Below are 25671 nucleotides of genomic sequence, written 5' to 3' on the forward strand. Positions count from 1 at the left end.
CTTTATATAAGCAATAGTTATGCCAACTTTACATTGTTGATAAGTAAATGTGCGGAGAACCCTATTACATAAGCGAAAAAATATTTTTAAGCGTTGTATGAAATCAATACTTAACATCATATTCATTACTTTTTATATATGTAAACGCTCTTTTATTCGTGCAAACACACAAAAACCGCCGATTATTCGGCGGTTTTGTCGTACTTGCTCAGTTTATATTGAAGCGTTTGACGAGGGATACCTAACATTTTTGCGGCTTGTAATATATTCCCTTCCGTTTCAATCAACGCTTGATCTATTAATTCTTTTTCTGTTTGATGAAGTGCTTCTCTAAGTGGCATTATACCCTTCTTCTTCGAAAAATTCTCTTTCCGAAATGTACGTGGTAAACAATTGGCTGTTAATGTATTCCCTTCTGCAATAATAACAGCATGTTCAATCGTATGTTTTAACTCTCGGACATTTCCAGGCCACTGATAAGCTTGCAGTCTATCTTTCGCTTCCTCATCAATTTGAAGTACACCTTTTTTATAACTTTTATTATATTCTTTCAAAAAATAAGATGCTAATAATAGTACATCCTCAGTTCTTTCACGAAGCGGTGGGATATATAATGAAAATACGTTTAAGCGATAATATAAATCAGTGCGAATTTTATTCTCTCGTAAACATATTTCTGGAGGCTGGTTCATTGCGGTAATAACACGAACATCTACTTTTCTCGTCTTATTATCACCAATTCTTCTAATGACTCCATCTTCTAACACTCGTAACATTTTTGCCTGCAAATCAAGAGGCATTGAATTCAGTTCATCTAAAAATAATGTACCACCATCAACAAGTTCAAATAGCCCAGCTCTTTCAATCGCTCCTGTATAGCTTCCTTTTGTCGTTCCAAACAATAAACTTTCTAATAGCGACTCTGGTAAAGCTGCACAGTTTTGTGCAATAAATGGCTTGTTTTTTCTTTTAGAAGCTTCATGAATTGCTTGTACGAACAGTTCTTTTCCTGTTCCTGTTTCACCATATATTAAAACATTTGCGTCTGTTGGTGCTACTTTTTGTGCTAACTCTTTCGTCTGTTTAAACCGCGTATCATTTGTCACTATCGTCTCAAATGCAGCATGCTTTTTAATCACTTTTTTTCTAGATGATCGCTTTATTTTCGACTGTAAGTCAACAATTGTGTCAGTAAGTTTTTGAATTGTAGAGTAATCCTTTGCAATTTCAACAGCCCCAGCAATATTCCCATCTATAAAAATAGGTAACGTCGTATTTACTGTACAAACATCTTCACCATTTAAATTTTGATAATGCTGTGCTTGATGTACGATAGGTTTTTTTGTATCTAGTACTTTCATCAATGTACTCGTTTCCCTTGATAAAGACGGGAACGCTTCTAACAGATGTTTCCCTAACACTTTTTCAATCTTCGATCCATCGTGTTTCGCAGCTACAGAATTATAAAATATTGTAATTCCATTCTCATCTACAGCGTGTATAGCCTCATCAATACTGCCCAAAATCGCTTCAATGACTTCTTGTGTCGAAACTGCTAGCAATGTCATCCCCCCTCTTGCCGAAAATCCAGCAATTATATGCCGAATTTTCGGCACACCTATGTGCGATTGTAAGCATGACGATTCCGTTCTATAATTTTGACCAATTTTATATTTTCATTAGATAACTCGAAACTCTAATTAGTACAGCTTTTCGAACACCCAGCTCCACCTAACTGTTTTGCTTTACAGCCGAATTTTGAGGCGGAAGTTTTACTGCTTTCGAATAGCTAGATAGATCTTTCACCCATATATTCATATCTTCCAACTTATCGAAAATGTAGCAATTATTCGCCAGTCTTCCTGTATACGTATAACCTAATTGATGAAAGGCAGCATTCATTCCGAAAGAAAGCGATCGAGCAATTGTATAGGAGCAGAAAATAGATCTTTCTCGAAGCTCTTCCTCTAATTTAATTAGTAAACTTTTCATAAATCCATGTTTACGATATTCAGGTAAAGTAGCACAATTCGTTAATTCTGCATTCCCTTCTTTTATATTCATTTCTGCAGATGCTGTACTAATAATTTTTCCCTCATATTCATATACGTAGTAAATTGTATCGTCTTCTTTCATCGTCTGTAATACATAACTCGCTTCATTTAAAGGTGTCGGATACACTTCAAATACTTTTCCGAATACAGTTGCTAATTCTTCTGCATCTTCTTCAGTCGCTTTTCTCAGCAAAAATTTCTCTGGAACTACTTTTTCTTTTATTTCTTTTCCTTTTACACCGCTTAATATAGTATCTTCCTCAGTCCAATACATACTATTTCGTCTTTCATCATTATTATATTTCACCAAAAAGTATGCATCGTGTCCTTGAAAATAATGAGGTATCGTTGCTTCCAACAAAAAACCGAAAGAGAGCCATGTTGAAACATGCTCTCCCTTTCCTTTAATAATACATTTAGTGAAAGAATGTTCCTCTGCTAGTTCGTCAATTGTCTGTATAATACTTTCAACATTTCCTGTATAGTGATCTACCCGAATACGCTTATTAAAATAATCTAAAACGCCTTCTACTGTATAACAATTCGTCTGTTCTCTAAAAGATTCATAGTATTTCATTTTTTCACCTCACACCAATCTAGTAATGTACATGCAATAATTTTTGCGGCAGCTATCATTTTATCAACTTCTATATATTCGTTTGGATAGTGTGCTACTTTCGTCTCTCCTGGACCAAATACTATTGTTGGTACGTTTGCAATTTGTGTAAATAAACCTCCATCAGTCCCCCACGGAGATGCTTCAATAATTGGTTCGTTCCCTTCGATTTCAACAAAGTTGTGATGAAGTGTTGTAATGAGTTCATGATTCTCTTCTAATTCACCAGGAACCCATCTCGCTCCAAACCACTCTACTTCTACTGGATTTTCAACAAACCAATTGTCCACATCATTTAATTCAACAATCCAATTCTCAAACTCTTCTTTTGCCGCCTCTATAGTCTCATTCGGCGCAACACCACATCTTCCTTCTAAAATTAATTCATCTGGAACAGAACTTGGCCAACTCCCTCCTTCAATTTTCCCAATGTTAATTGGAATTGGAATCGGAATCCCTTTAAATAAAGGATCTGTAATTCGACTATTTCTTTTCTCCTCTAGCTTTCTTACATGTTCTATAACAAACATACTTTTTTCAATTGCACTAACCCCTTCATAACGCGTTCCACCGTGTGCAGCTTTCCCTTTTACACGTAAACGAAACCACATGGAACCTTGTTGTTTCGGGAAAAACTTCATATTAGTAGGCTCTGGAATAATGACACCATCTGCCTTATATCCTCGTAATATAGTTGCTAATGTCCCTGCTCCGCCACTTTCCTCTTCTATTACACTTTGAAAATAGATGTCTCCTTTTAATTCAATGCTAGATTCAATAATCGCTTCCATTGCAAGCATGAGTGCGACATTTCCACCTTTCATATCCGTCGTTCCACGGCCATATATACGATTTCCTATTTTCTCACCGCTATAAGGATGATGTTCCCACTGATTCACATCCCCTTCTGGAACTACATCAATATGCCCATTTAATATCATAGATTTCCCGTCGCCACTTCCTTTTAAAGTTGCTACAATATTTGGGCTATCTGAAAAACTTGTACGGGGTGATACAAAATAAGGATGATCTTTCATTTTAGAAAAAGAAGGCTCCCATATATCGAGGTCTAAACCTAATTCACGTAATTTTTCAATCACAATCGCCTGCGCACCGCTTTCATCACCAGATACGCTCTTTTCTTGAATTAATCGTTTTAAAAATTTCACACTTTCCTCTTCATGGCTCTCAATATAATCACAAACTTGCTTTTTTAATTGCTCCATATATTACATCTCCCTTCATTCAATTACTAGTAAGTTAGAATTAATTTGAAAATCAGCTTCTGTATGTCGTTTTATATCTTCTACTGTGTATGGGCTCATTAATTCTTGTAATATAAGTCCACTCGGAGTTACCTCCATGACTGCCATATCAGTAATAATTAAATCTACACATTTCTTTGAAGTTAATGGCAATGTACACTCTGAAACAATTTTTGCATTTCCGTACTTATCAACATGATTCATCACAACAACGACCCGCTTCGCTTTTTGTGCTAAATCCATTGCTCCACCAATACCTGGAACACGTTTTCCAGGTACAATCCAGTTTGCTAAATCACCATTTTCACTTACTTGTAATGAACCAAGAATCGTTATATCTAGCAAACCTTTTCGAATCATACCAAACGCTGTGCAACTATCGAAATAACTCGCTCCTGTTATAAGAGAAGTTGGTAAACCTGCTGCATTACACAAATTTTCGTCTTCATTCCCTTTACTTGGCGTTGGTCCCATGCCGACGATTCCATTTTCCGCATGAAACATAACATTTATATCGTCAGGCAAATGATTTGGTACAAGCGATGGTATGCCAATACCTAAATTTACAATCATACCATTTTGTATTTCTTTCGCCGCACGCCTAGCAATCTTATCCCTCACTTCTACGCCCATACCCATTTCCAGTTCACTCCTTCCGACGGTACAATATAATTTACGAAAACACCTGGAACGACAATTTCCTCTGGATCTAAACTTCCAAGCGGGACTATTTCTTCTGCTTCTACAATTGTTATATCCCCAGCCATCGCTACATGAGGATTCATATTTCGTGCACTTTTGTCAAATACAAGGTTACCAAACGGATCTGCCTTTTTCGCATATACAATTGAAACTTCAGCAGTTAATGCTGTTTCAACTAAGTAGGTCTTACCATTCATTTCAACTGTTCGTTTTCCCTCTTCCACAATCGTATCAACACCAACATCAACTAAAACACCACCAAGACCAACGCCACCAGCGCGAATGCGCTCTGCTAATGTTCCCTGCGGAGAAAACTCAATTTGTAATCTTCCCTCGTTTAGTTGCCTTCCTGCATTTGGGTTGGAGCCAATATGAGAAGTAATTAGTGATTTAACTCTTTCATTTGTAACAAGACGACCGATACCTACATCAGGGAATCCAGTGTCATTTCCAATCAAATTTAAATTTGTAACGCCTTTTTCTAAAATTGCCTGTATTAAAGATGGAGGGGATCCAATCCCTCCAAATCCCCCAAACATTAATGTCATATCATCATGGAACAAAGAAATTACTTCCTCAATTTCTTTTAATTTACCGAATGTATTTGTAATAGTTGTCATGCGATACTATGCCCTCCTTTTTGCATCATCTCTTCCACACTTTTAGAGAAAATTGAAAGTAATTCATCTAACTCGGAATATGTAGTTGTCATTGGCGGTGCTACAAGCAGTGCACTATCTTCTTTTCCTGCTTGCCCTGAAACTGCTTGGTATAAAAGTAGGCCATTTTTAGCTGCAACTGAAATAAGCTCCGACGCTTTTGTAAACGGTTGCAATTCTACTCCGATTAGCAACCCTTTTCCGCGCACATCAGCAATGATTGTCGATTGTTGCTGAACTTTCTGTAAGCCTTTTATTAAATACTCTCCCTTTTCTGCTGTTTTTTCAGGGAGATTATGTTTCTCCATATATTCAATAACAGCTAAAGCCGTTGCTGCAGACAATGGATTGGCACTTAACGTATGACCGCTCATTACTGAACGTGACCCACGTAATATTGGTTCCATAACACGATCACTTACAACTGTCGCTGCCATCGGTGTATATCCCGCTCCTAACCCTTTACCAAGTGTCATGATATCCGGTTCTACACCCCAATGCTCCATTGCAAACCATGCTCCAGTACGACCAAGCCCAGTCATCACTTCATCCGCAATAAATAAAATATCGTAATGGTCGCAAATATCTTTAATGACTTTATAATAGTCTTTCGGCGGAACAACCGCGCCTCCAGCTGCTCCGATAATCGGCTCAGCAATAAAAGCAGCAATATGCTCTGCACCAATTCTTTCAATTGATCTTTCTAGTTCAGTCGCACATGCCAGCTGACAAGTTGGATATACCTTTTGAACAGGGCATCTGAAACAATATGGAGCTGGTATAGTCGGATAATCTTCCAAAATAGATACGAAACGTTGTCTACGTAGTGGGTGACCAGACATCGATAACGCACCCATCGTAATACCGTGATAACTCATCCATCTTGATAATATTTTATGTTTCCCTTGAATACCTCGCTCTTGAAAATGCTGAATTGCAATTTTCATAGCTGTTTCATTTGCTTCCGTACCACTATTTACAAAGAAACTCCAGTTCAAATCTCCTACACTTAAATCACTTAACTTCTTTGCTAATTTTTCAGCTGGTTCACTCGTAAACTGTGATCTATAAACAAAAGCAATCTCCTCAGCTTGCTTTTTAATAACGTCTGCAATCTCCTTTACGCCATGCCCAATACCTGCCGTAATTGCTCCTGACGAACCATCAAAATATTTATTACCATTTTGATCATACAAATAAACACCTTTTCCATGTGAAATCATTGGATACGGCTGACCAACAAGTGGTTTAATTAAGTAATCGCGCATAGCGCTCCCCCATTTCTCCAATTTGTATATATATATGAAGAAAATTGACGTTTCTTTCATAAAAAAGAATCCTCTGCAAAAGCAGTGAATTTATCAAAAAACTATTATAAAATATACAAATGAGTGCTTAAAAATATTTATAAAACAGAAAATTCAGAACTCAAAGTGAAGACCAATCCTTTTCTATACGCCCAAATAACCCTCCCTTTTATATGAAATGACTACATCACCAAATGTTTTTATAGCATAATGCCAGCTGCCCTTAAATGCCGACATTCTGTACACTTCGACGGAACTCCCGTTAAACTCCTTCCTAATATCCTACTTTAAATTGCATATTTTAAAACAAATTTCGACACCCCACCTTACTAACCAATTCAAATTCATATTTAATATGTAAACTTTTCATTTTTAAACTATAAAAAAAGAACCGATTAACCACACTAATCAGTTCGTCATGACGCTCTCTTATGGGTTAATACTGTCAATTGCTAAAATAAATAGAAAAATCATGTTTACAAATTCATCCTACAGCCTATAAGACAAAACCTTTTCATAACTTCATTCACAATTACTATCGGGATATCCCTATCCCGAAGTGGCACCCCTTTCCTCAGATTCAAACTACCTTTCCTTTATAATTTATGTAGGACAATTATCACTTTGTATGTGTATTTGCCTATAATTAAAAAAAACTCTAGTTTTCTAGCGATTGCTGGACATGTATTCAATATGTTAATTGAAATGCAGTTTCAATTTGGCATTTATTTTACTTTCGTGCAGTCATATGTACTGCTTTACTCTGCCAAATACTCGTAAGCACCAGCACCTCTTTATGAAAACATATTTGTTGTCAATTTTTAATTTTCCCTTTATAAAATTATTTTTTTCGCATAACCGCTTTCTTGCTTCGCATATAGTTTTAATGATGACAAAGGAGGAATGTTCATGTCTCAATCTGAAATTGAAAAATATGGACAAGAAGTTACGCAATACGAACAGCTCGCACGTTACTATCAGTTTCGTAATCCTAAAAAATATATAGAATTATATATGAAATATTGCGATGCACTTTCAAAACTTGTACAGGCGCATGAGAAAAGGGATTCACAAGAAGCTGCTTTACCGTCACATATAAGAATTTTTCATGCCGATCCAAATATATCAGCGGTTGATATTTTAGTAAACGGACAAAAGGTTATTAAAAGTATTTCATTTAAGCAATTCAGCCCTTATTTATCATTAGTGCAAGGTAAATACCGTATAGATATTGTCCCTGTCGGAAATGAAACTCCAATCTTTTCAGCATTGGTACCAATAATGGGAAATCATACTTATACTCTTGCTGCAATAAATAGTGATAATCACCTACAATTACAACCTATACTTGATAATACACATTTACCAGCTGGTCAAGCTAAAATACGCTTTGCACATTTCTCTCCAGATACCCCTGTTGTAAATGTAGATTTAAAAGATGGAGATCATTTATTTGAAAATGTACTCTTTAAACAAATAACAGATTTTTTACAAGTTAGCCCTGGTACAGCAGATATTGAAATTTCACTCGCAGATAATAAAAACGTTTTATTGACTATTCCGAAATTCAATGTTGAACCAAATGTTATTTATACAATTTCAATAGTAGGTTATTCAACTAAAGATCCTAAATTAGAAGCCGTTATACTTACAAATTAAAACAGTCTACACCATTCATTTGGTGTAGACTGTTTATTTTTGAAATGCAATTTGAAATTCTGTCCAATCGTTATCTGATCGACACATAATGGATCCATTATGTTTTTCCACAATTTGTTTACATACAAATAATCCAATACCAGTTCCTAACTTTTTAGTAGTTACAAATGGTTCAAAAATCGTTTCTACATTTTCAGCTGGAATCATTGGTCCATTATTTTTTATCACAATTCGAATAGCTTGATCTTCTTCAAATACATCAATGATAATTTTTCGTTCTTCTTTCATTGATTCAAGAGCATCAATTGAATTCATTAATATGTTTAAAAATACTTGTCTCACTTCACTTCGATAACCAACAAGCGGAATTGGATACGGTAAATTCTTTTCAATCAAAACATTCGCATTGACCAAACTCGGATATAAGAATTGTATAATGTCTTGAAACAAGTCATTAAGCCAAAACCGTTCCGATTCATTCCACATTTCTTTTTTCGATACGAGTAAAAATTGCGAAATGCGAAAATTTAATTGATCTAATTCATGCGAAATAATATCTAAATACGATAAACTCGGATGATCTGCCTTTAATAATTTGACAAACCCCATAATGGAAGTAAGCGGATTACGAAATTCATGTACAAAACTAGCTGACATTTGTCCTAAAATCGTCAGCCTTTCTTTATGTGTTTCGTTAATATATTGCTGTTTTTCCTCTAAATTCTTCGATATAATTTCCGAGTATTTTAAAACAGTATAATAAATTAATTTGTCAAAACAAGTATGTATTTTTGCCATAATTGGTTTCAATTCACGAGCGCTAACATCTAATTCACACATCGCTTCGAAAAGTTCATTTCTTCCCACGTTTGCGTTATAAACAAAATCTCCAATATTCGCATCTGCTCCAGCACGTTCAATAGCAATTTTCTCGCATAACGGTTGAAGATAATTTATATCTTTATCTTCCATAGTAAGTTCGATAATTAACTCTAGTAAATCCTCTCCATTTTGAACTACTTCTAGTTTAAATGGATCTTTTTCGGAAATTATCATTTTGTTTTTCCAGTTCTCTACGAATTGGTGCCTATTGTTTTTCAAGTGTGAACAAAATATTTCTTTAATATCCTTATCGATTGGAAAAACCTCCATTCCCTCCATTTCCATACGACGAATACCCTTTATATTTTGAATATTAACACAAAAAATACGATTCGTTAATAGATTTTTGTCACATTTTGTTAATTTCTGTTGATAAAATTATTTTTTCTTTCTTATTTAACTAATTGTATGCAAATTCCCTTTTTCCTTCACATATTTTCATTATTTCCGTAGTCAAAACGACTTTTTTTTGCATCATTTTTAATTCTTGCGTACAATAGAAAATGAAAGGTGTGAAAAATATGGTAAATAAAAATGTGGAAGATTATCTCCAAGAAGGCATTTACGGCCAAAAGCAAAACAAACCAGAAGAACGTAATATGTATTTAACTACATTACGTGAGCGTGTAGAAATCGCTTTAACGATCGGTCAAGTAATGCAAAGTAATGTATACTCTGAAGTGGCAGGTAGCATGCGCTCTTCTCAATCATTACAACTCCTCCTAAATGGTAGCATTGCTTACCCACATTTATCAAAATACATTAAATTAGCAAACGAAAAAAATGTTCCTTTTACAATTGTTCAAAATAAAGATACAGAAACACCAATCGGTTTAGTATTAACTCATGCTACTGCTGTAGATAAAGAACAAATTTATGTAGAAGATACTATTTTCAAACAAGAAATGAAGTAAAAGTTACACTTAATTAAATAGTTACTAAAAGCGTAAAAAAACGAGTATGGAATCGTAAACATTCCCTACTCGTTTTTTAGCGCAAATTTTAAGTTTTCTATTTTATTTTTTAATACATACTAATTTCATTTCTGTCATTTCTTCTATTGCATATTTAATTCCTTCGCGCCCCGTGCCACTTTCTTTCACACCACCATAAGGCATATGATCTACTCTGAACGTTGGAATATCATTAATCATGACACCACCAACCTCTAGCTCATCAATTGCACGCATTGCTTTAAATAAATTATTTGTAAATACTCCTGCCTGTAAGCCGTAACGCGAATTATTTACTTGCTCAATCGCTTCATCAAATTCTTTAAATGTATTTACTGTCATGAGTGGACCGAATACTTCTTGGCACTGCACAGATACATGATCTGGAACATTTGTTAATACAGTTGGTTCAAAAATTCTTGCATCCCGCTTCTTACCACCGCATAAAACAGTTGCTCCTTCCTTAATTGCTTCTTGAACCCACATATCAATTCGCTCTACATCTTTTTTTGAAATTAAAGCTGATACATCCGTTTCCTCAAGCAGTGGATCACCAACAACAACTGATTCCATCGCTTTCTTTAGCTTCGAGAGAAATTCATGCATTTTCGTTTCATGTACAAAAACACGTTGTACGGAAATACAAACTTGCCCATTATTAACAAATGCTCCCCATTTTACACGTTCAATTATTTCATCTGTTAACTCTACATCTTCATCAATAATAACAGCAGCATTTGAGCCTAGTTCTAACGTAACTCGTTTTAGCCGAGCCTTTTGTTTTATTCCGATTCCAACTTTTGGACTTCCAGTAAAAGTAATAGAAGCAACGTAATCATTTTTGACGATTGCCTCACCAACCGTGACGCCAGGGCCAGAAATGATATTTAAAGCTCCATTTGGCAATCCTGCCTCTTCAAATAACTCAACTAATGCATAAGATGATAATGGCGTTTGATCAGCTGGCTTTAATACAACTGTATTTCCAGCAGCAATTGCTGGTCCAACTTTATGCGCTACTAAATTTAACGGGAAATTAAATGGTGTAATAGCCCCTATAACCCCAATCGGCTTTCGGATTGTATATGCAATACGCCCATCCGCACCAGGTGCGGCGTCTAATGGCAATGTCTCACCATATATACGCTTCGCTTCTTCAGCTGCAAATTTGTACGTTTGAACAGTACGATCTACTTCTCCCCTTGCAGCACGTATTGGTTTTGCAGCTTCTTTTGCAATAATCTCTGCAAATTCTTCTCTTCTTTCATCCATTTTTTGTGCAACTTTCTCTAAAATAGTCGCACGATCATATGCAGATAATTTATTCATTTTTATCATTGCATTTTTTGCAGCAGTAACAGCCTCTTTTACATCTTCTTCCGTTCCTTGTGCAATTTCCGCTAATGTTTCTTCAGAATATGGTGCGTATAATGGTTTATACGTGTTTACAGATTTCCAATTTCCGTTTATATATAAATGCTTTTTCATACTTCTTCTCCTTCCAAATATATGTATACAACAATACTTCACCTAGTGAAGGTTTCAACTTATGTCATTGTATCATAGCCCTTATCCCTCAAAAAACATTATGCTCAAAAAAACTCTGCTATATAGCAGAGTTTACGAGCTAATTTGCTCTTGTAACGAAATTTGTTTTTCATCTTCTAAAATAACAATCGATTCTACTATCTTTGTAACTTCTAATCTTTTTATATAATGTCCATCTAATTCTTTCACACAAAACTTATAATTTTCAATTTCAACGGAATCCTCTTCAGCAATCTCTATATTCTTCGTTAAAATCCAACCACCGATTGTATCAACACCATCATCATCAATCCCTAAACCAAATAACGTATTCACTTCACTAACAAGTACTTTTCCCTCTAGTATCGTCTTCGTTTCACTAACCTTTTGAATTTCTGGCTGCTCATCCGTATCAAACTCATCCTGAATATCTCCAACAATTTCTTCCAAAATATCTTCAACAGTAACAAGTCCAGATGTCCCACCATATTCATCTATCAATATAGCAATATGTGTTCTTTCTTTTTGCATTTTTAAAAACAAATCATGAATTGGAATAGAATCGATAACTAAAATAATTGGTCTCATATATTGCTCTACTGTCTTCTTATTAACAGCTTTATGTTGTACAAACTCAGTAAAAATATCTTTAAAATTCACAAAACCTATTACGTGGTCTTTGTCACCATCAACAACTGGATACCTTGTATATTTTTCGCGAGACATTTTTTGCAAAGCTTCTTCAGCAGGCATTTCTTTACTTATAATATTCATTTCAGTTCGAGGTACCATTATTTCTTTTGCAATCCGATCATCAAATTCAAAAATTTTATTTACATATTTATATTCAGATTGATTAATCTCACCATTTTTATAACTTTCTGAAACTAACAACCGTAATTCTTCTTCTGAATGAACCTCATCATGCCCCTTCGGCGGTTTCAGCCCTAGCAGCTTCGTAATGATTCGAGCTGAACCATTTAATAGCCAAATGAATGGGAATGCAATACGATAAAAGAAAATTAACGGCTTAGAAACAAGCAAACTCACTTGTTCAGATTTTTGAATTGCAAATGTTTTTGGGGCCAATTCCCCTATTACAACATGTAAAAAAGTAATTAACAAAAATACTAAAGTTACAGCAAAAATGTCTGCTAGTTGAGTAGAGATATTCCAATTTGCAAAAAGCGTATCAAACATTTGCTTTAACGCAGGTTTACCAAACCACCCAATTCCTAAAGCTGTAACAGTAATTCCTAACTGACAAGCAGATAAATATTCGTCTAAGTTTGTAATGACTGTTTTGACCGATGTTGCACGATTATTTCCTTCTGCAATTAAATAGTCAATTCGTGAACTTCTCACTTTAACAATTGCAAATTCTGCTGCAACGAAAAATGCCGTTAAGGCAATTAAAACAATCACTATACTTATACTATATATGTCCAAATACTTTTCCTTACTTACATTGTAAGCAAGGAAGCCACCTCCTACTTAATTTTATTCAAGTGAAGTAAGCATTCTAATACTCTAACAAAATTCTACATTAGCAACCACCTTTTTATATATTATATGCATACATAAAAAAGATATTTATCATTATGATAATCTAATTCATTTACACTCGTCAAATTATTCTAAATGTTACGATAAAATTTTTTTATTTAAACGAACTATTCTTCTCAACTCAATTTCGTGAAAAAACACTTTCTTTGCCGATTCCACACTTCTTTTGTCGCACTAGAAGGGAACTTACTTCATAGCTCGAAATCATTCAACAGGATATATATAGGAGGGATTATTTTGGAATATAAAACACCATTTATCGCAAAAAAATTAGGTGTTAGCCCAAAGGCTGTTGTCCGGATCGCGCAACAATTAAATCTTACGATAGAAAAAAACAAATATGGCCACTTTATTTTTACACAAGATGATGTCGATCAAATGTTAGAACACCATCTATTTCAAATAGAGCAGTCTCAAAATCCTCAACCTACTCAAAAGACTTCCTCAAATGAGGTTGAAGAATTAAAAACTCAAGTCAATACAATTGTTCAAAACATATCATCGAATGATTTTGAACAATTAGCTGATCAATTAAACACTATTACGAGAAGACTCGATCGAATGGAAGAACAAATGCAAGATAAGGCAAATGATGTCGTCACGTACCAACTTTTACAACACCGTCGTGAAATGGAGGAAATGTTAGAACGAATTCAAAAGTTAGAAGCTGCCCTAACGAAAGAAGAACCCATTTATATTACTCCTGATTCAAAACCAACATACGAACGAGAAAAGAAACCGAAGCGCCGCAAAATGATTTTTAGTATATTTGGATTATAATTTTTAGACCCTTATTAAAATAATAAGGGTCTTTTTTAATGAAGAGTTATATCTTATAAAAATATTATTCTCTTTATTATACATATTCACTTCGTTTTATTTCGTTAACATAATATTTTTACTGTATTCTGCAATTAATGCCTGTGCATGAGCATTCCCTTGAATCACATCACGAAATTCTTTTAAAGAATACAAATGCGTAACCCCTTTTCGAGCATGTATTCTTACTGGTACACCTTGTAAAGTATCATGAAACTGAAATGGATTATCTATCGGTTCAATTGGAAAACCGAGTGTAAGTAAATACATATACATTCTTTTTGTTACTGCTGCAATGTACCATTCAGCTTTTGTTTCTAACGCATGTATAAATAAAATAGCTGTTAACCTTTTAAAATGTCCTCTCCCACGAGACGTTTTCGAAATACTTAACTTGCCTATTTCATACACATTCTTCAAATCTTTTACTAAATCATTTTTAGAAAACGGATAGAAAAACTCAGAATTTGATTGTTCAGGTACCGTATACTTAATACATTCTACTGTACCAATAGGATGTTCATCTTCTATTAATAAAAATCGTGATGGATTTAAATTACGTTCTACGAACATTAAGTTTCTTTCTTCACAAAAATCTCCCCATAGTTGCTCGAACCCAAAATGTTCTTCCTTTGTTTGAACACGCTGGAACATATTTAACCGCCTTTCCCATCGTCGCTCTGTTTTTTGATAACGCTTTCACTATCTATCATATAAGAACAAATCTTCGTATGCAACTAAAAATATTTATTACTTATTATATTCTGCAAAATGAATTAGATTCCAATTTAATCGACTTTTATCCCGCGCTCACATTCCTTTTAATAACACATTTGTATCACTTTTCAAATCTAACTTACAATATGTTTCTTTCCATACAGCATATAATTCTTCTTAATCTAAAAAAATCCTTTATGAAAAAGGATTTCTTTTACTTCTCAATGCTTTTTAACCACTTTTCAAAAATTTGTACCATCCCGTGTTTTCCAGCTAATTTCTCTTCCCCTTGTTTCGTCTTATATGGATATAACTGCAAGAAAACACCGCATCCAGACTCAATTTTTTTACTATGCATATGGCTTCCTGGATATACACAAATGACTTCATAAATTGACCTTCGATAATAGACTCGCTTTCCATCCTGTTCTTCTACATACTTTATAGACCAATACTTATACATTTGCTCAGTTGCTTTCGTATTTCCGACGTGCTGAAAAATATTGTACATTGGACTATACTTCACTTCAATAATAATAGAAGATTTATATACGTATTTCCCATCTTCTTTTACATAACAGTCTAAGCGAATATCTGGCTTCTTCGTATCCTCACCATTGTAAAAATTACTCCCTTTACTTAATGCAATAAGAGGATGTGTTTCAATTAAGTCATTAAATGCGACATGCACCTTTAAATCATCTCGTTGTAAAACTACTGTCGTTCCATCTTGTAATCCATCTACATAAAAATGTTCTTGTATTTGTTCACGAATGGAATTTCTAGCCTCAAAACCAATTTGCTCTAAAATTGAAATAACGATAAAAAAAGCGTAATATTCATACACTAAAAACGTTGGCTTATAAACAAATAATAACGATGGAGATTGATCCGTATATTGCGGGAGTACTTCTAAATGATGTAGTAATTGTTGATGTGGTATCGGTAAATCATGTAAGTTCATGTTACTTGTTTCAGTAACTTCCCTCCAAAACGAGGAGTGCATTAACATTTGAAAATATTGTACATTTTCATGAACAATGTGCGCCAATATTTTATATTCTTGTATTTTCATTGAGCTCTTTCGTAAATCGGCTTCTTTTAGTAAATGTATATTTTTATATTTTTGCTTCTCTCTATCGGTTACTGATCCATTACGCTCAATTGTTTGTATAATTGTTTTTACGGCTTGAAACTCTTCTGATTTTTTCTTTTTTTCTCTTTCTAATATTTCAATTGTTTGACGTAAAAAACTTTTAGCTTCAATTAAATAATGATAAAATTGCATCGATTTATATTTAAGAAATGCATTTTCCTTACTATTTTTTTGTTCCATAAACTTACGATTATAATGTTTTGCATAAGGTTTTCTTTCTGCCACTATGGTTCCTTTTCTTGTTGGCTTTCTCTCTTTTCCTTCCCATTTATATGCATTTATAAATTTTGAGCTTGATTCTATTTTCTTAAAGATTTGCTTTATCATCTTCATTTTTTGGGGTAACTTTCTAAGCAACACTAAATAAGAAGAATCCTCAATATCGCTAAGTGCAGAGAAAGTCTTTTTATAATAACCTCTATCCAAAATCAACTCATTTAAAATTGACTTCACATAGTCTTGAATCATTTCAAATTGATCATCAAAAAAGTTTTTCGGTACGATTTGAAAAGCACCATAATACGTTGTATCTTCTATACGAACTTCAAAATGGTATAAACCACAGCGCCATGGATAAAAGAATTCTGTTTTCCCATGTTCATATATTAATACTCTTTGTTTTTTTTCATTTATTTCATATTGAGCCTCTTTTATATTTTTCTGTCCCTCATATACTTTATTCCATATAAAAGTAATATTCATTGGGATTTCATAATTGTACTGCAATCTAATCGGTTTTAATTCTTGTACTTTATAAATGCATTGAACTAATGCTGTAGTAGATGTACAAAGACGATTTAATAAAATATAATCTCCTTTCCCCTCATTTCCAATGATTAACTTTAATACAAAAGGGAGCGTTTCATTCGTATCAACGATTTTTGTTTCGTAACGCCCTTCATTTTGCATATCCATACAGCTCCAGTTCCCTACGTTTTTCTCGTATATATGCTAAAGAGTGTTCAAATGTAGATACTCTGTTTGCAAGTGCAGATTGCAAAAGAGGTACTAAGGTCGCTCCCCTTTTTGCTTCTTCAGAAAGTAAAGAACCAACCATCATTTCGGTCCCTCTGATTTTCGTCAATACACGCTGCTTTATTTGTAAATCAAACCCTTCTTCTCTACTAATCATATAGGTATGGTTATTTTGGAACGGTATATTTTGCAAATAAGTCGCAATTGCGTTTGCACATCGGAAAGAAATTCCCTTAGACGCATCATGTGATGACAATACGACATGCAACTTATCTAATAGCTCTAATTCTTCTTCAGAAAACACTTCAATCATCGCTTTATTTCTCATCCAATTTATCCGAAATTCTCCCGCTGTTACTTTCAAAGGTGGGTGTAATACGACTTTCCCCAGTTCCATGCCCATCTCACAAAACGGAATTTTTTGTAACGTTATTAAGTTCGTTCGGTCTAATAATCGATCGGAGAGCTCTTTCGTTGTTTCATCAAAATTCACAGTACCTACAAATATAATATTTTCTCCAATTTCAATTGTTGATGGAATTGAATTCTCAATGTCCTGAACACCCTCATACAAGTTTAAAATACGATTTTTTGTTTCAAGTTGAAGAACAGATAAAAATGGAGTAAACCAATGCTCAATATGTGACATGTTCATTTCATCAAAAACGATTATATACAGTTGATTGGGATTTTCTTTCGCCTTCATTAACGTCCTAACTAACTTCGTTTCACTTTCAATAAAAGTACCATTTGGATGAAGGTAACCAAGTAAATCATGTGGTTCTTGATACGATGGTGAAATTGGAATCCAAACCAATTCTTCCCCATACTGTAATCCTAATGCTTCTGCATAAGTTTGCACAAAACGTGATTTCCCAACGCCCGGTATACCACCAAGAATCGTTAACATATTTGTTTTTACACTTATATGGAAATTATATATATCCGTTGCATCCAAATATAGCCCTTTATTATGCACCATACTTTGTACATACTGTAAAAAAGACGATTCACGCTCATCCCATTCCCATTCATCTTTTTGCACTTTTATATCCTCTACTTCAACTAGCTTACCTTCTTCATGCATTCGTTTTTTTAATTGCTCATACACATGATCACTTACAAAATATAATTGATCTTCTACCGCTATTTCTACATACTTCGTCCAGTCACTGCAGTTTATATATTTACATTCACGTTTCTGTTCAAAATATGCGATTGAGCTAATTGATGACTTTAAGGATATGTTTCCATACAGTCTTCCATCGTGCCACAATAATTCGGGAGGCTCAAAGTCTTTCGGAAATTTTGGCATAAGAAATGATAAATAACCGTTGCTAAGTTTTCGTTCTAAAGATTCTCTTTTTTTATTATTTGTAACTTTAGGTGCCGGAATCATTTTATAGCTGCTTGCTATTTCTTTCGGTTCTTCTGTACATATTAACTCCACGTATACATTTCCTCTTTCATAATAAAGACGAAACATCACTAATTGCTTTTCTAATTTCCTCTTCTTTAATTCCAAAAAGATTTTTTCATTCTTTTTATTACTACATAATCCTTCAAATACATAGGGTTCATTTGCAAATTGTTCCTGTAAAGTGAATGGTATTGGCGATAAGCATTGTACAAAGAAATTCTCTCCACTCTTCTCTTTTTCAGCTTTTGTAAATTTCCCTAAAAATCTCATATAGTACATTCGTTTTATAAAACTTGGCTGAAGAGCTTTATGTAATTTCACCTTAGTCACCTTCTTTTTTCATACTATTCTTAGTGTATGAAAGAAACGAAAAACTAGAAATAAAAAACCTGACGTTATCCGCCAGGTTCAAAATTAAAACGTATATTAATGAGAAGGAAATGCTTTTTTCTCTTGTAAAATTGCATTATGAGCAATTTTCATTTTAGCAAGTACGTAACGTAATCGATCTTCAGCATTTTCATCTTTACTTTTTTGCAATTCCGCCAAATTTTCAACAGAACTTGCTAAATTCTCAATGACTCCTCTCAGCTCAGGATGATGATTAAAAAAAGATTCTTGCACTAATACTTTCCTTAACTCACTAGCTAAATCAATTATTCTAGACAGCTGTTCTTTTTCTTCCATTCTCATCCCTCCTGAATATCTTATGTAGTAAATATTCTCTAAACAAAGAAAAAAGCCCTTTAAATGAAAAGGACTTTTTACATTTTTATATTTCCAGTTAATAACATATACAGTGATGTGATAGCCGCAATAATAATTGCCCACATCACATATTTCTCTGCACCTGCAAAGCAACGGTTCCCTTGTTCTTTTCTTGCAAACGTGTAAACAATAATTCCAATTCCATACACAATTGAAACTAGTAGTAAATTCTTTAAACCAGCTGCATAAAGAAGCCATACAGAGTAAATAGAAGCAATTAAAGCTAACGCTCCATTTTTTAATTTAGCGTCTTTTAGCTCGTTTGTAATGACTAATTTAAATTGGAATAACGCTGATAATAAATATGGTAATAAAATTGATGTTGATGCAATGAAATACATAATTTGATATGTTGATTCTGAAAACAGAACGATGATAAATATAATTTGGGCAACACCATTTGAAATCCATAATGCCATGTGCGGTGTTTGCTTTTTATTTGTTTTCGTAAAGACTTTCGGAAATACGCCATCTTTTCCGGCTACATGAGAAATTTCAGAAACAAGTAAAAACCAGCCAATTAATGTACCGACAAGTGAAGCAACTAACCCAATGTTAATCGCAACTGCACCCCATGGACCAACAACATGCTCTAATACATGTCCCATTGACGGAGTTTCTAGCACAGAAAGTTCGCTTCTTGTCATCGCTCCCATTGACAGAACAGAAATTAAAATATATATGGACATTACTAAAATAAGTCCCATTACTGTTGCCTTACCAACATCTCGGCTATTCTTCGCTCTTCCGGATAATACAACCGCTCCTTCAACTCCAATGAAAACCCAAAGTGTTACAAGCATTGTATTTTTCACTTGACCAAGTATAGCGGAAAGTGAGAAGGTTCCTTCTCCCCAAAAATCATGTGTAAATGTGTCCCAGCGAAAGGCTGTTACCATTACAACAATAAATAAAACGATTGGAACTAACTTCCCTATTGTTGCGATAACATTCATAATAGAAGCTTCACGGATTCCAAATAAAATTAGAAAATGAAGTGTCCATAATAAAAGTGATGCCCCAACGATAGATGCAACATTATTTCCTCCTTTGAAAATTGGAAAGAAATAACCTAATGTACTAAACAGTAACATAATTGTTGCGACATTACCTAAGATTCCTGCTAGCCAATATCCCCAAGCACTATTAAATCCAATATATTCACCGAAACCAGCACGTGCATAACTATAAATTCCACCTTCAAGTTCCGGTTTTTGTCTTGCTAACGTTTGATATACGAGCGCAAGTGGAATCATTCCCATCGCTGTAATACACCAGCCAATTATTATTGCACCACTGTTTGCTCCTACTGCTAAATCATGCGGTAAACTAAAAACACCTCCACCAACCATTGTTCCAACTACTAATGCGATTAACGGAAAAAATCCTAACTTCTTTTCTATTTGTACCACCCCATCTGTCATTCTAGGTGTTATGTTCGTTCAACTATTAAAGTCACCTTTTTCTCTAATAGACGTTTCTCTTATATTTTTTCAGGAAAACATTACTTATTCTAAAAGAAAATGAACAAAAATGGAATACTTTTTTGAAAAAATGTATAAGTATGCACAAAAAAACCGCTCATTTTGTAATGAACGGTCATTTCAAACATATAAATTTGTATATTTCTTGTAAATTTAACGAAGTAAATTCTCTTTTTCTAAAAATTGTTTTGCGACTTCTTCACTACTTTTACCATTTACGTTAACTTCATAATTCATTTTTCGCATTTCTTCATCTGTAATCTTTCCAGATAATTTATTTAATACCTTTTCAAGTTCAGGATATTTCTGTAACGTTTCTTTTCTTAATAATGGTGCCCCTTGATAAGGTGGGAATAACCCTTTATCATCTTTTAACACTTTCAGTCCGTATTGCTCCAATTCACTATCTGTTGAATATGCATCAATTACGTTAACATCTCCAGATTGAATTGCGCTATAACGCAGCTTCGGCTCCATCGTTTTAACATTCGAGAACTTATAGTTATATAATTTTTGCATTCCTTTATAACCATCTTCACGATCAGCAAATTCCAATGTAAACCCTACTTTGGCTTCCTGCGCAACATTCCCTAAATCAGAAATTGTATTTATATTCTTTTGATCTGCTATTTTTTTCGGCATGGCTAGTGCATATGTATTGTTATACTCCATTGGCTTCAACATAACCATATTATATTTCTTTTCCATTCCAATGCGAGCCTGATCATATACTTCATCACGATTTGTGCTCTTTGGTTCTTCTTTCACGAAAGTAGATAAAGCTGTTCCTGAAAATTCTGGGTATATATCTACTTCCCCGGATTTCAACGCTTCAAATACAAATGCTGTTTTTCCAAGACCTGGTTTTAATTGTACGTTTAAATCGGTATCTTGTTCAATAAGCTGCTTATACATTTGAATTAAAATTTCAGGTTCTGATCCAAGTTTGCCCGCAATAACAATATCTTTCTTTTCTGTACTCCAAAGAAATGGAGAAGCAATCATTACTACAACTATACATATCGTCAATATAACACGCTTAGAAGAGCGTTTCGGTCGTTCAAGTATGCGAAGTACTATATCAAAGAATAAAGCGAGTAACGCGGCTGGTACGGCCCCTAAAATGATAAGTGCATGATCATTTCGATCTATGCCTAATAAGATAAGCTTACCGAGCCCACCAGCACCAATGAGAGCTGCTAATGTAGCCGTTCCAACAATTAATACCATCGCTGTACGAATACCGGCCATAATGATAGGCAATGCAAGAGGAAGCTCTACCTTCCACAGCCTTCTCCAACTATTCATCCCCATAGCTCTCGCGGCTTCTATTAGTGATTCATCTAATTCCCTTATTCCTGTATATGTATTTCGTAAAATAGGTAATAGTGCATACACAACTAATGCAATAATCGCTGGAAGTTTTCCGATTCCTACTAACGGAATTAATAGTCCGAGTAATGCAAGTGATGGCACTGTCTGCATTACTGCAGAAGTTCCTATTATAAATTCAGCCATTCGTTCTTTTCTTGTTAATAAAATGCCAAGTGGCACCGCTATAATTACTGCAAAAAATAATGAAATAAGCGATATTTGTAAATGCTCACTTAATGCAGTTAGTAATTCTATTTTTCGTTCTTGGAACGTTTGTATAAAATTAGTCACTGTTTAGCCTCTTTCCTTCATTTGTTCAACAATGTAATTGACGATATGACGACTTGTTAACGCTCCAATATATTGACCGTTTTCTTCAACTGGAACGATTTCCTCATCACGCACACGAACTAACGCTTCTTGTAAAGAAGAATGTAATGATAGTGCCTGCCCTTCTAATTGCACACTTTGATCAAGCGGCAATACATCTGCTACACTTTTCTCCTCATACCAAGTTCGTCCACGATTTCCAATGAACTCCTCTACAAATTCATTTTTCGGATTATGTATAATTCCTTCTGGTGTATCTAGTTGAACAACTTTTCCTTCTTTCATAATACAAATGCGATCTCCAAGTGATAATGCTTCTTGCATATCATGTGTTACGAACACGATTGTTTTTTGAATCTTTTTTTGCAACTGTACAATATCCTTCTGAAGCTGTTCCCTACTTAATGGATCTAACGCACTAAATGGTTCATCCATAAGAACGATTTTCGGGTTTGCGGCTAATGCTCGCACGACACCGACACGTTGTTTTTGTCCTCCTGACAATTCATCAGGCATACGATCTCGATATATATCCGGATCTAATCCAACCATATGTAACAAGTCATCGACGCGTGCTTTTATTTCCTTTTTGCTCCATTGCCTCATTTCAGGAACAACTGCAATATTTTCAGCGATTGTCATATGAGGAAACAAAGCGATTTGCTGCAACACGTATCCTATATCCCAACGTAATTCGTTTATATTATATTGTTGAATATCTTTTCCATCGATTAAAATCGATCCTTCAGTCGTTTCGATTAAACGATTAATCATCTTCATTGTCGTTGTTTTCCCGCAACCACTCGGACCGATGAGAACGAAAAATTCTCCCTTTTTAATTTCTAAATGCAATGAATCCACTGCTTTCGTGCCATCTTCATACGATTTTGACACATGATTAAATTGAATCACAAACACAACTCCTTTACTGTTGTTTCCTTTATTTTGATGGAATATGGCATTCATTTCAAATGATACGCTTTTAAATTAAAAAAGAGCTCGCATTTGAGCTCTAACGGTCGAACAATATTGTTTTCATAATAGCAGCATATTCGCGAACATACATTTTTCTCTTAGAACGAATTGGTGTTTCAGCAGCTAGCGCCTCCATCTTCATGCCTAAACGCTTTGCAATTATTTTCGTTCGATATAAATGATATGTATTACTTACAACTACCGCATGTTTCACATTATATAAATCCATACTAAATTTTAAGTTTTCATACGTATTTGTAGATTGATCTTCTATTAAAATACGACTCTCATCTATACCGTGTACCATTAAATAATTTCTCATGCTATGAGCTTCCGGTATATCTTCATCTTCTCCTTGACCACCTGAAACAATTACTTTCGCTTCAGGATGGGAAAATAAATACTCCAACGCTACATCCAAACGATTTTGAAGAGATAAAGACGGTCTATCTCCAAATAACTTTGCACCCAGTATAAGAACGTACGGAGAGTGATAGCTCAACTTTTCACGAGCAACTTTGTTCATTCGAAACGTCATATAAATGATGTATAGTGGCGGTAATAATAAAATTATAAGAAAGATCCATTTGTTCATAAATAAGTATTCACTCCCTTTCTTGTTATTATATAGAAAAAGAAAGGGAGGCAGAAGTGTTTTTTCAAACGATTGATTTATTAGAAACATGCGCCGCTACTTTACGTTGTGATAGTACATAATAAATAGCGATTCCTAATGAGAAGATCAATATGCAGCTTAGTACGTAAAACGGCAGCATGACTCCCACTTTAGATACACCCGCTGTAAACAACATTAATAATAAAATTCGTATTCCAGTACCAATTAGGCGAAATAAGCTGTCTACACGTCCCATTACTTCATTTGGAATTTCCTCCATCATCAATACATTTCTCGCCACTCTTGTCCCCGCATTTCCAATTGCATGAAAAATCGCTAGTCCATATAACAACATTACGGAAGGTTCAATACTCATTGCGGTAATTGAAATTACATAAATGAACATCGTCATAACGATTGAAACTTCTGTTTTGACATATTTCATTATGAGTGGAATACAAATTCCTGCAACAACCGCTCCGACACCGTACATCGTGCCCTCTACTGCGTATACAGAGGCATTGGCTTTGAGTATATCCGAAATATACACGGGTATTAAATAATTTGCCATCATGACACCTATAAACGGCATATAAGTAGCCAGTAAGAACCAAAAGAGCTTAGGACGTTTTTTCATAAAGTGAATTCCTTCAAACAATTGCTTCTTAAATGTTATTTTTCTTTTCACTTCTTTTTTCTTTACGTACGGTATACATAAGAAAAGAAAAAATGCTCCAGCAAAAGTTAACATGTCTACTAACAAAATCCACTTCAAAGATACAATTTCAATTAAGAAGCTCGCGGCCGCTCCAGAAATAACTTGTGTTAACTGTCCTTGTATTTCCATCGTTCCACTTAAACTTTTATAATGTTCCGCTTGAAATATCTCTTGGTTGAACGCAAATATTGTAGGATAAAATAATAAATAGTAGAATGATCCGGCTATATAAATAAGAATATAGTGAATAGAATGATAAGGTTGCCCAGCAAATCCCCATATAACCATTATTCCAATTACGGCAATTCCGATTCCTTCGTTACATAGCAATAAAGATTTTCTTGAAAAACGATCAATACTTTGCCCAATGAATGGTGTTAATAAAAACATAATGAGGGTTGCAATGATAGAAACATAACCAAACGTTGTCTCTCCTCCACTCTCTTTAATTAACAGCCACGGAATCGTTATCATAACAATTCCGGAACCAATAGCAGATAGACTATTGGCCCCTAGAATGTAATACAATCGAGAATCATGATAAAGTGAGGACATATCACTCCACTCCTAGTTGCTTTTTCACCTCTTTATATACGCTCATATATGCTTTTAATTCTTTAACTACATCATGAATTAATGGTTTGGCATCTTCCCCAAGTTCACCATCTTGCACATGTAATCCATCAAGCACAACTTGTTTTGGAATGGCATTTGCATAAACACCTCTAGCGACCGTTCGCATGCTGTTTAATGCATTTATTCCACCTTTACCGCCACCAGCAACCGCTAACAACGCAACTGGTTTATGAATAAATTCACTACTACTTAAGTAATCTAAAGAGTTTTTCAGCGCACCGCTCATCGCATTATGATATTCTGGTGTACATAATACAACCCCATCCGCAGCTTTCACTAACGTTTTCAATTTTTTTACTGCCTCTAAATCACGTTGTGACTCTTCTCCATTGTATAAAGGTAACTCCTCAATTGCTAAATCATATAATTCCCCTTCAAATTGATCCGCAATATATTTTGCCACAACGCGAGTTCTACCAAATTTTCTTGGTGTACCGTTAATAACGACTAGTTTCATGATTATTTCTCCCCTTTGTTTTCAAGTTCTACTTAT

The 25671-nt window shown here is 34.4% G+C and carries 22 protein-coding genes; 3 read left to right on the forward strand and 19 right to left on the reverse strand.

Features of this window, described 5'->3' with window-relative positions; all coding sequences use genetic code 11:
* Positions 1–182: 182 nt before the first annotated feature.
* The 6 genes from rocR to AC1Q8L_RS01320 form a co-directional block, all read right to left on the reverse strand.
* Positions 183–1568 (reverse strand): arginine utilization transcriptional regulator RocR, encoded by a 1386-nt coding sequence (gene rocR, locus AC1Q8L_RS01295; RefSeq protein ID WP_023521852.1) that lies wholly within the window; start codon positions 1566–1568, stop codon positions 183–185.
* Between the two features lie 163 nt (positions 1569–1731).
* Positions 1732–2631, reverse strand: coding sequence for a putative beta-lysine N-acetyltransferase (gene ablB / locus AC1Q8L_RS01300; protein ID WP_492339392.1), 900 nt, complete (start codon positions 2629–2631; stop codon positions 1732–1734).
* Positions 2628–3896 carry a peptidase gene (locus AC1Q8L_RS01305; protein ID WP_000436691.1) on the reverse strand — a complete coding sequence of 423 codons (1269 nt, stop codon included), beginning with the start codon at positions 3894–3896 and terminating at the stop codon, positions 2628–2630. The genes ablB and AC1Q8L_RS01305 overlap by 4 nt, the downstream gene beginning before the upstream one ends.
* Positions 3897–3911: 15 nt before the next feature.
* Complete coding sequence (locus AC1Q8L_RS01310) at positions 3912–4574, reverse strand: CoA transferase subunit B (RefSeq protein ID WP_000525276.1); 663 nt, start codon at positions 4572–4574, stop codon at positions 3912–3914.
* On the reverse strand, positions 4559–5257 hold the full coding sequence (gene atoD, locus AC1Q8L_RS01315; RefSeq protein WP_000208107.1) for an acetate CoA-transferase subunit alpha: 699 nt from the start codon (positions 5255–5257) through the stop codon (positions 4559–4561). Before atoD ends, AC1Q8L_RS01310 begins: the two co-directional genes overlap by 16 nt.
* A complete protein-coding gene (locus AC1Q8L_RS01320) occupies positions 5254–6564 on the reverse strand; it encodes an aspartate aminotransferase family protein (RefSeq protein WP_001205877.1) in 1311 nt (436 codons plus the stop codon). The genes atoD and AC1Q8L_RS01320 overlap by 4 nt, the downstream gene beginning before the upstream one ends.
* A gap of 948 nt (positions 6565–7512) precedes the next feature.
* Between AC1Q8L_RS01320 and AC1Q8L_RS01325 the strand changes: the two genes are divergently transcribed.
* Positions 7513–8262, forward strand: a complete 750-nt coding sequence (locus tag AC1Q8L_RS01325; RefSeq protein ID WP_000083276.1) for a DUF4397 domain-containing protein — start codon at positions 7513–7515, stop codon at positions 8260–8262.
* 33 nt (positions 8263–8295) lie between these two features.
* Here AC1Q8L_RS01325 and AC1Q8L_RS01330 read toward each other — a convergent pair whose 3' ends face one another.
* The gene (locus AC1Q8L_RS01330; RefSeq protein ID WP_000425086.1) at positions 8296–9429 is read right to left on the reverse strand and encodes a BA2291 family sporulation histidine kinase; all 1134 of its coding nucleotides are present in this window, start codon (positions 9427–9429) and stop codon (positions 8296–8298) included.
* A gap of 236 nt (positions 9430–9665) precedes the next feature.
* Here AC1Q8L_RS01330 and AC1Q8L_RS01335 point away from each other — a divergent pair, with 236 nt between their 5' ends.
* Positions 9666–10058 (forward strand): YueI family protein, encoded by a 393-nt coding sequence (locus AC1Q8L_RS01335; RefSeq protein ID WP_000247562.1) that lies wholly within the window; start codon positions 9666–9668, stop codon positions 10056–10058.
* 102 nt (positions 10059–10160) lie between these two features.
* On the opposite strand, the gene AC1Q8L_RS01340 is transcribed toward AC1Q8L_RS01335, so the two are convergent.
* Positions 10161–11585 (reverse strand): aldehyde dehydrogenase family protein, encoded by a 1425-nt coding sequence (locus tag AC1Q8L_RS01340; protein ID WP_000716481.1) that lies wholly within the window; start codon positions 11583–11585, stop codon positions 10161–10163.
* 132 nt (positions 11586–11717) lie between these two features.
* Positions 11718–13073: a hemolysin family protein gene (locus AC1Q8L_RS01345; RefSeq protein ID WP_000356253.1), complete on the reverse strand. Its 1356-nt coding sequence runs from the start codon at positions 13071–13073 to the stop codon at positions 11718–11720.
* Positions 13074–13427: 354 nt separating this feature from the next.
* Between AC1Q8L_RS01345 and racA the strand changes: the two genes are divergently transcribed.
* On the forward strand, positions 13428–13970 hold the full coding sequence (racA, locus tag AC1Q8L_RS01350; RefSeq protein WP_000456013.1) for a chromosome-anchoring protein RacA: 543 nt from the start codon (positions 13428–13430) through the stop codon (positions 13968–13970).
* A 96-nt stretch (positions 13971–14066) separates the two neighbouring features.
* On the opposite strand, the gene AC1Q8L_RS01355 is transcribed toward racA, so the two are convergent.
* The 10 genes from AC1Q8L_RS01355 to AC1Q8L_RS01400 all read right to left on the reverse strand — a co-directional run bounded on the left by AC1Q8L_RS01355 (position 14067) and on the right by AC1Q8L_RS01400 (position 25635).
* Positions 14067–14663 (reverse strand): hypothetical protein, encoded by a 597-nt coding sequence (locus tag AC1Q8L_RS01355; RefSeq protein WP_000487795.1) that lies wholly within the window; start codon positions 14661–14663, stop codon positions 14067–14069.
* Between the two features lie 277 nt (positions 14664–14940).
* Complete coding sequence (locus AC1Q8L_RS01360) at positions 14941–16791, reverse strand: hypothetical protein (protein ID WP_001178725.1); 1851 nt, start codon at positions 16789–16791, stop codon at positions 14941–14943.
* Positions 16781–18598 carry a DUF8727 domain-containing protein gene (locus tag AC1Q8L_RS01365; RefSeq protein ID WP_000766193.1) on the reverse strand — a complete coding sequence of 606 codons (1818 nt, stop codon included), beginning with the start codon at positions 18596–18598 and terminating at the stop codon, positions 16781–16783. The genes AC1Q8L_RS01360 and AC1Q8L_RS01365 overlap by 11 nt, the downstream gene beginning before the upstream one ends.
* A gap of 105 nt (positions 18599–18703) precedes the next feature.
* On the reverse strand, positions 18704–18964 hold the full coding sequence (locus AC1Q8L_RS01370; RefSeq protein WP_000391447.1) for a hypothetical protein: 261 nt from the start codon (positions 18962–18964) through the stop codon (positions 18704–18706).
* A gap of 77 nt (positions 18965–19041) precedes the next feature.
* Positions 19042–20469 (reverse strand): basic amino acid/polyamine antiporter, encoded by a 1428-nt coding sequence (locus AC1Q8L_RS01375; protein WP_000129441.1) that lies wholly within the window; start codon positions 20467–20469, stop codon positions 19042–19044.
* Between the two features lie 213 nt (positions 20470–20682).
* Positions 20683–22194: an ABC transporter permease/substrate-binding protein gene (locus AC1Q8L_RS01380; protein WP_000181022.1), complete on the reverse strand. Its 1512-nt coding sequence runs from the start codon at positions 22192–22194 to the stop codon at positions 20683–20685.
* Between the two features lie 3 nt (positions 22195–22197).
* On the reverse strand, positions 22198–23145 hold the full coding sequence (locus AC1Q8L_RS01385; protein WP_000614076.1) for an ABC transporter ATP-binding protein: 948 nt from the start codon (positions 23143–23145) through the stop codon (positions 22198–22200).
* A 100-nt stretch (positions 23146–23245) separates the two neighbouring features.
* Positions 23246–23803: a YdcF family protein gene (locus AC1Q8L_RS01390; protein WP_001045713.1), complete on the reverse strand. Its 558-nt coding sequence runs from the start codon at positions 23801–23803 to the stop codon at positions 23246–23248.
* Positions 23804–23867: 64 nt separating this feature from the next.
* Positions 23868–25097 carry an MFS transporter gene (locus AC1Q8L_RS01395; RefSeq protein WP_000097170.1) on the reverse strand — a complete coding sequence of 410 codons (1230 nt, stop codon included), beginning with the start codon at positions 25095–25097 and terminating at the stop codon, positions 23868–23870.
* A gap of 1 nt (position 25098) precedes the next feature.
* Entirely contained in the window at positions 25099–25635 is a 537-nt protein-coding gene (locus AC1Q8L_RS01400; RefSeq protein WP_000780355.1) for an NADPH-dependent FMN reductase, read from the reverse strand.
* Between the last annotated feature and the right edge of the window lie 36 nt (positions 25636–25671).

This window comes from Bacillus sp. GW823-FHT06A11 (assembly GCF_058795355.1).

Excerpts from the sequence above, each read along its gene's own strand:
- AC1Q8L_RS01335 (WP_000247562.1), top strand. The coding sequence starts at position 9,666 with ATGGTAAATAAAAATGTGGAAGATTATCTCCAAGAAGGCATTTACGGC.
- ablB (WP_492339392.1), bottom strand. The coding sequence starts at position 2,631 with ATGAAATACTATGAATCTTTTAGAGAACAGACGAATTGTTATACAGTA.
- AC1Q8L_RS01325 (WP_000083276.1), top strand. The coding sequence starts at position 7,513 with ATGTCTCAATCTGAAATTGAAAAATATGGACAAGAAGTTACGCAATAC.
- AC1Q8L_RS01310 (WP_000525276.1), bottom strand. The coding sequence starts at position 4,574 with ATGGGTATGGGCGTAGAAGTGAGGGATAAGATTGCTAGGCGTGCGGCG.
- AC1Q8L_RS01360 (WP_001178725.1), bottom strand. The coding sequence starts at position 16,791 with ATGCAAAATGAAGGGCGTTACGAAACAAAAATCGTTGATACGAATGAA.
- AC1Q8L_RS01375 (WP_000129441.1), bottom strand. The coding sequence starts at position 20,469 with ATGACAGATGGGGTGGTACAAATAGAAAAGAAGTTAGGATTTTTTCCG.
- AC1Q8L_RS01330 (WP_000425086.1), bottom strand. The coding sequence starts at position 9,429 with ATGGAAATGGAGGGAATGGAGGTTTTTCCAATCGATAAGGATATTAAA.
- atoD (WP_000208107.1), bottom strand. The coding sequence starts at position 5,257 with ATGACAACTATTACAAATACATTCGGTAAATTAAAAGAAATTGAGGAA.
- AC1Q8L_RS01340 (WP_000716481.1), bottom strand. The coding sequence starts at position 11,585 with ATGAAAAAGCATTTATATATAAACGGAAATTGGAAATCTGTAAACACG.
- AC1Q8L_RS01305 (WP_000436691.1), bottom strand. The coding sequence starts at position 3,896 with ATGGAGCAATTAAAAAAGCAAGTTTGTGATTATATTGAGAGCCATGAA.
- AC1Q8L_RS01320 (WP_001205877.1), bottom strand. The coding sequence starts at position 6,564 with ATGCGCGATTACTTAATTAAACCACTTGTTGGTCAGCCGTATCCAATG.
- AC1Q8L_RS01390 (WP_001045713.1), bottom strand. The coding sequence starts at position 23,803 with ATGAACAAATGGATCTTTCTTATAATTTTATTATTACCGCCACTATAC.
- AC1Q8L_RS01355 (WP_000487795.1), bottom strand. The coding sequence starts at position 14,663 with ATGTTCCAGCGTGTTCAAACAAAGGAAGAACATTTTGGGTTCGAGCAA.
- AC1Q8L_RS01370 (WP_000391447.1), bottom strand. The coding sequence starts at position 18,964 with ATGGAAGAAAAAGAACAGCTGTCTAGAATAATTGATTTAGCTAGTGAG.
- rocR (WP_023521852.1), bottom strand. The coding sequence starts at position 1,568 with ATGACATTGCTAGCAGTTTCGACACAAGAAGTCATTGAAGCGATTTTG.
- AC1Q8L_RS01395 (WP_000097170.1), bottom strand. The coding sequence starts at position 25,097 with ATGTCCTCACTTTATCATGATTCTCGATTGTATTACATTCTAGGGGCC.
- AC1Q8L_RS01400 (WP_000780355.1), bottom strand. The coding sequence starts at position 25,635 with ATGAAACTAGTCGTTATTAACGGTACACCAAGAAAATTTGGTAGAACT.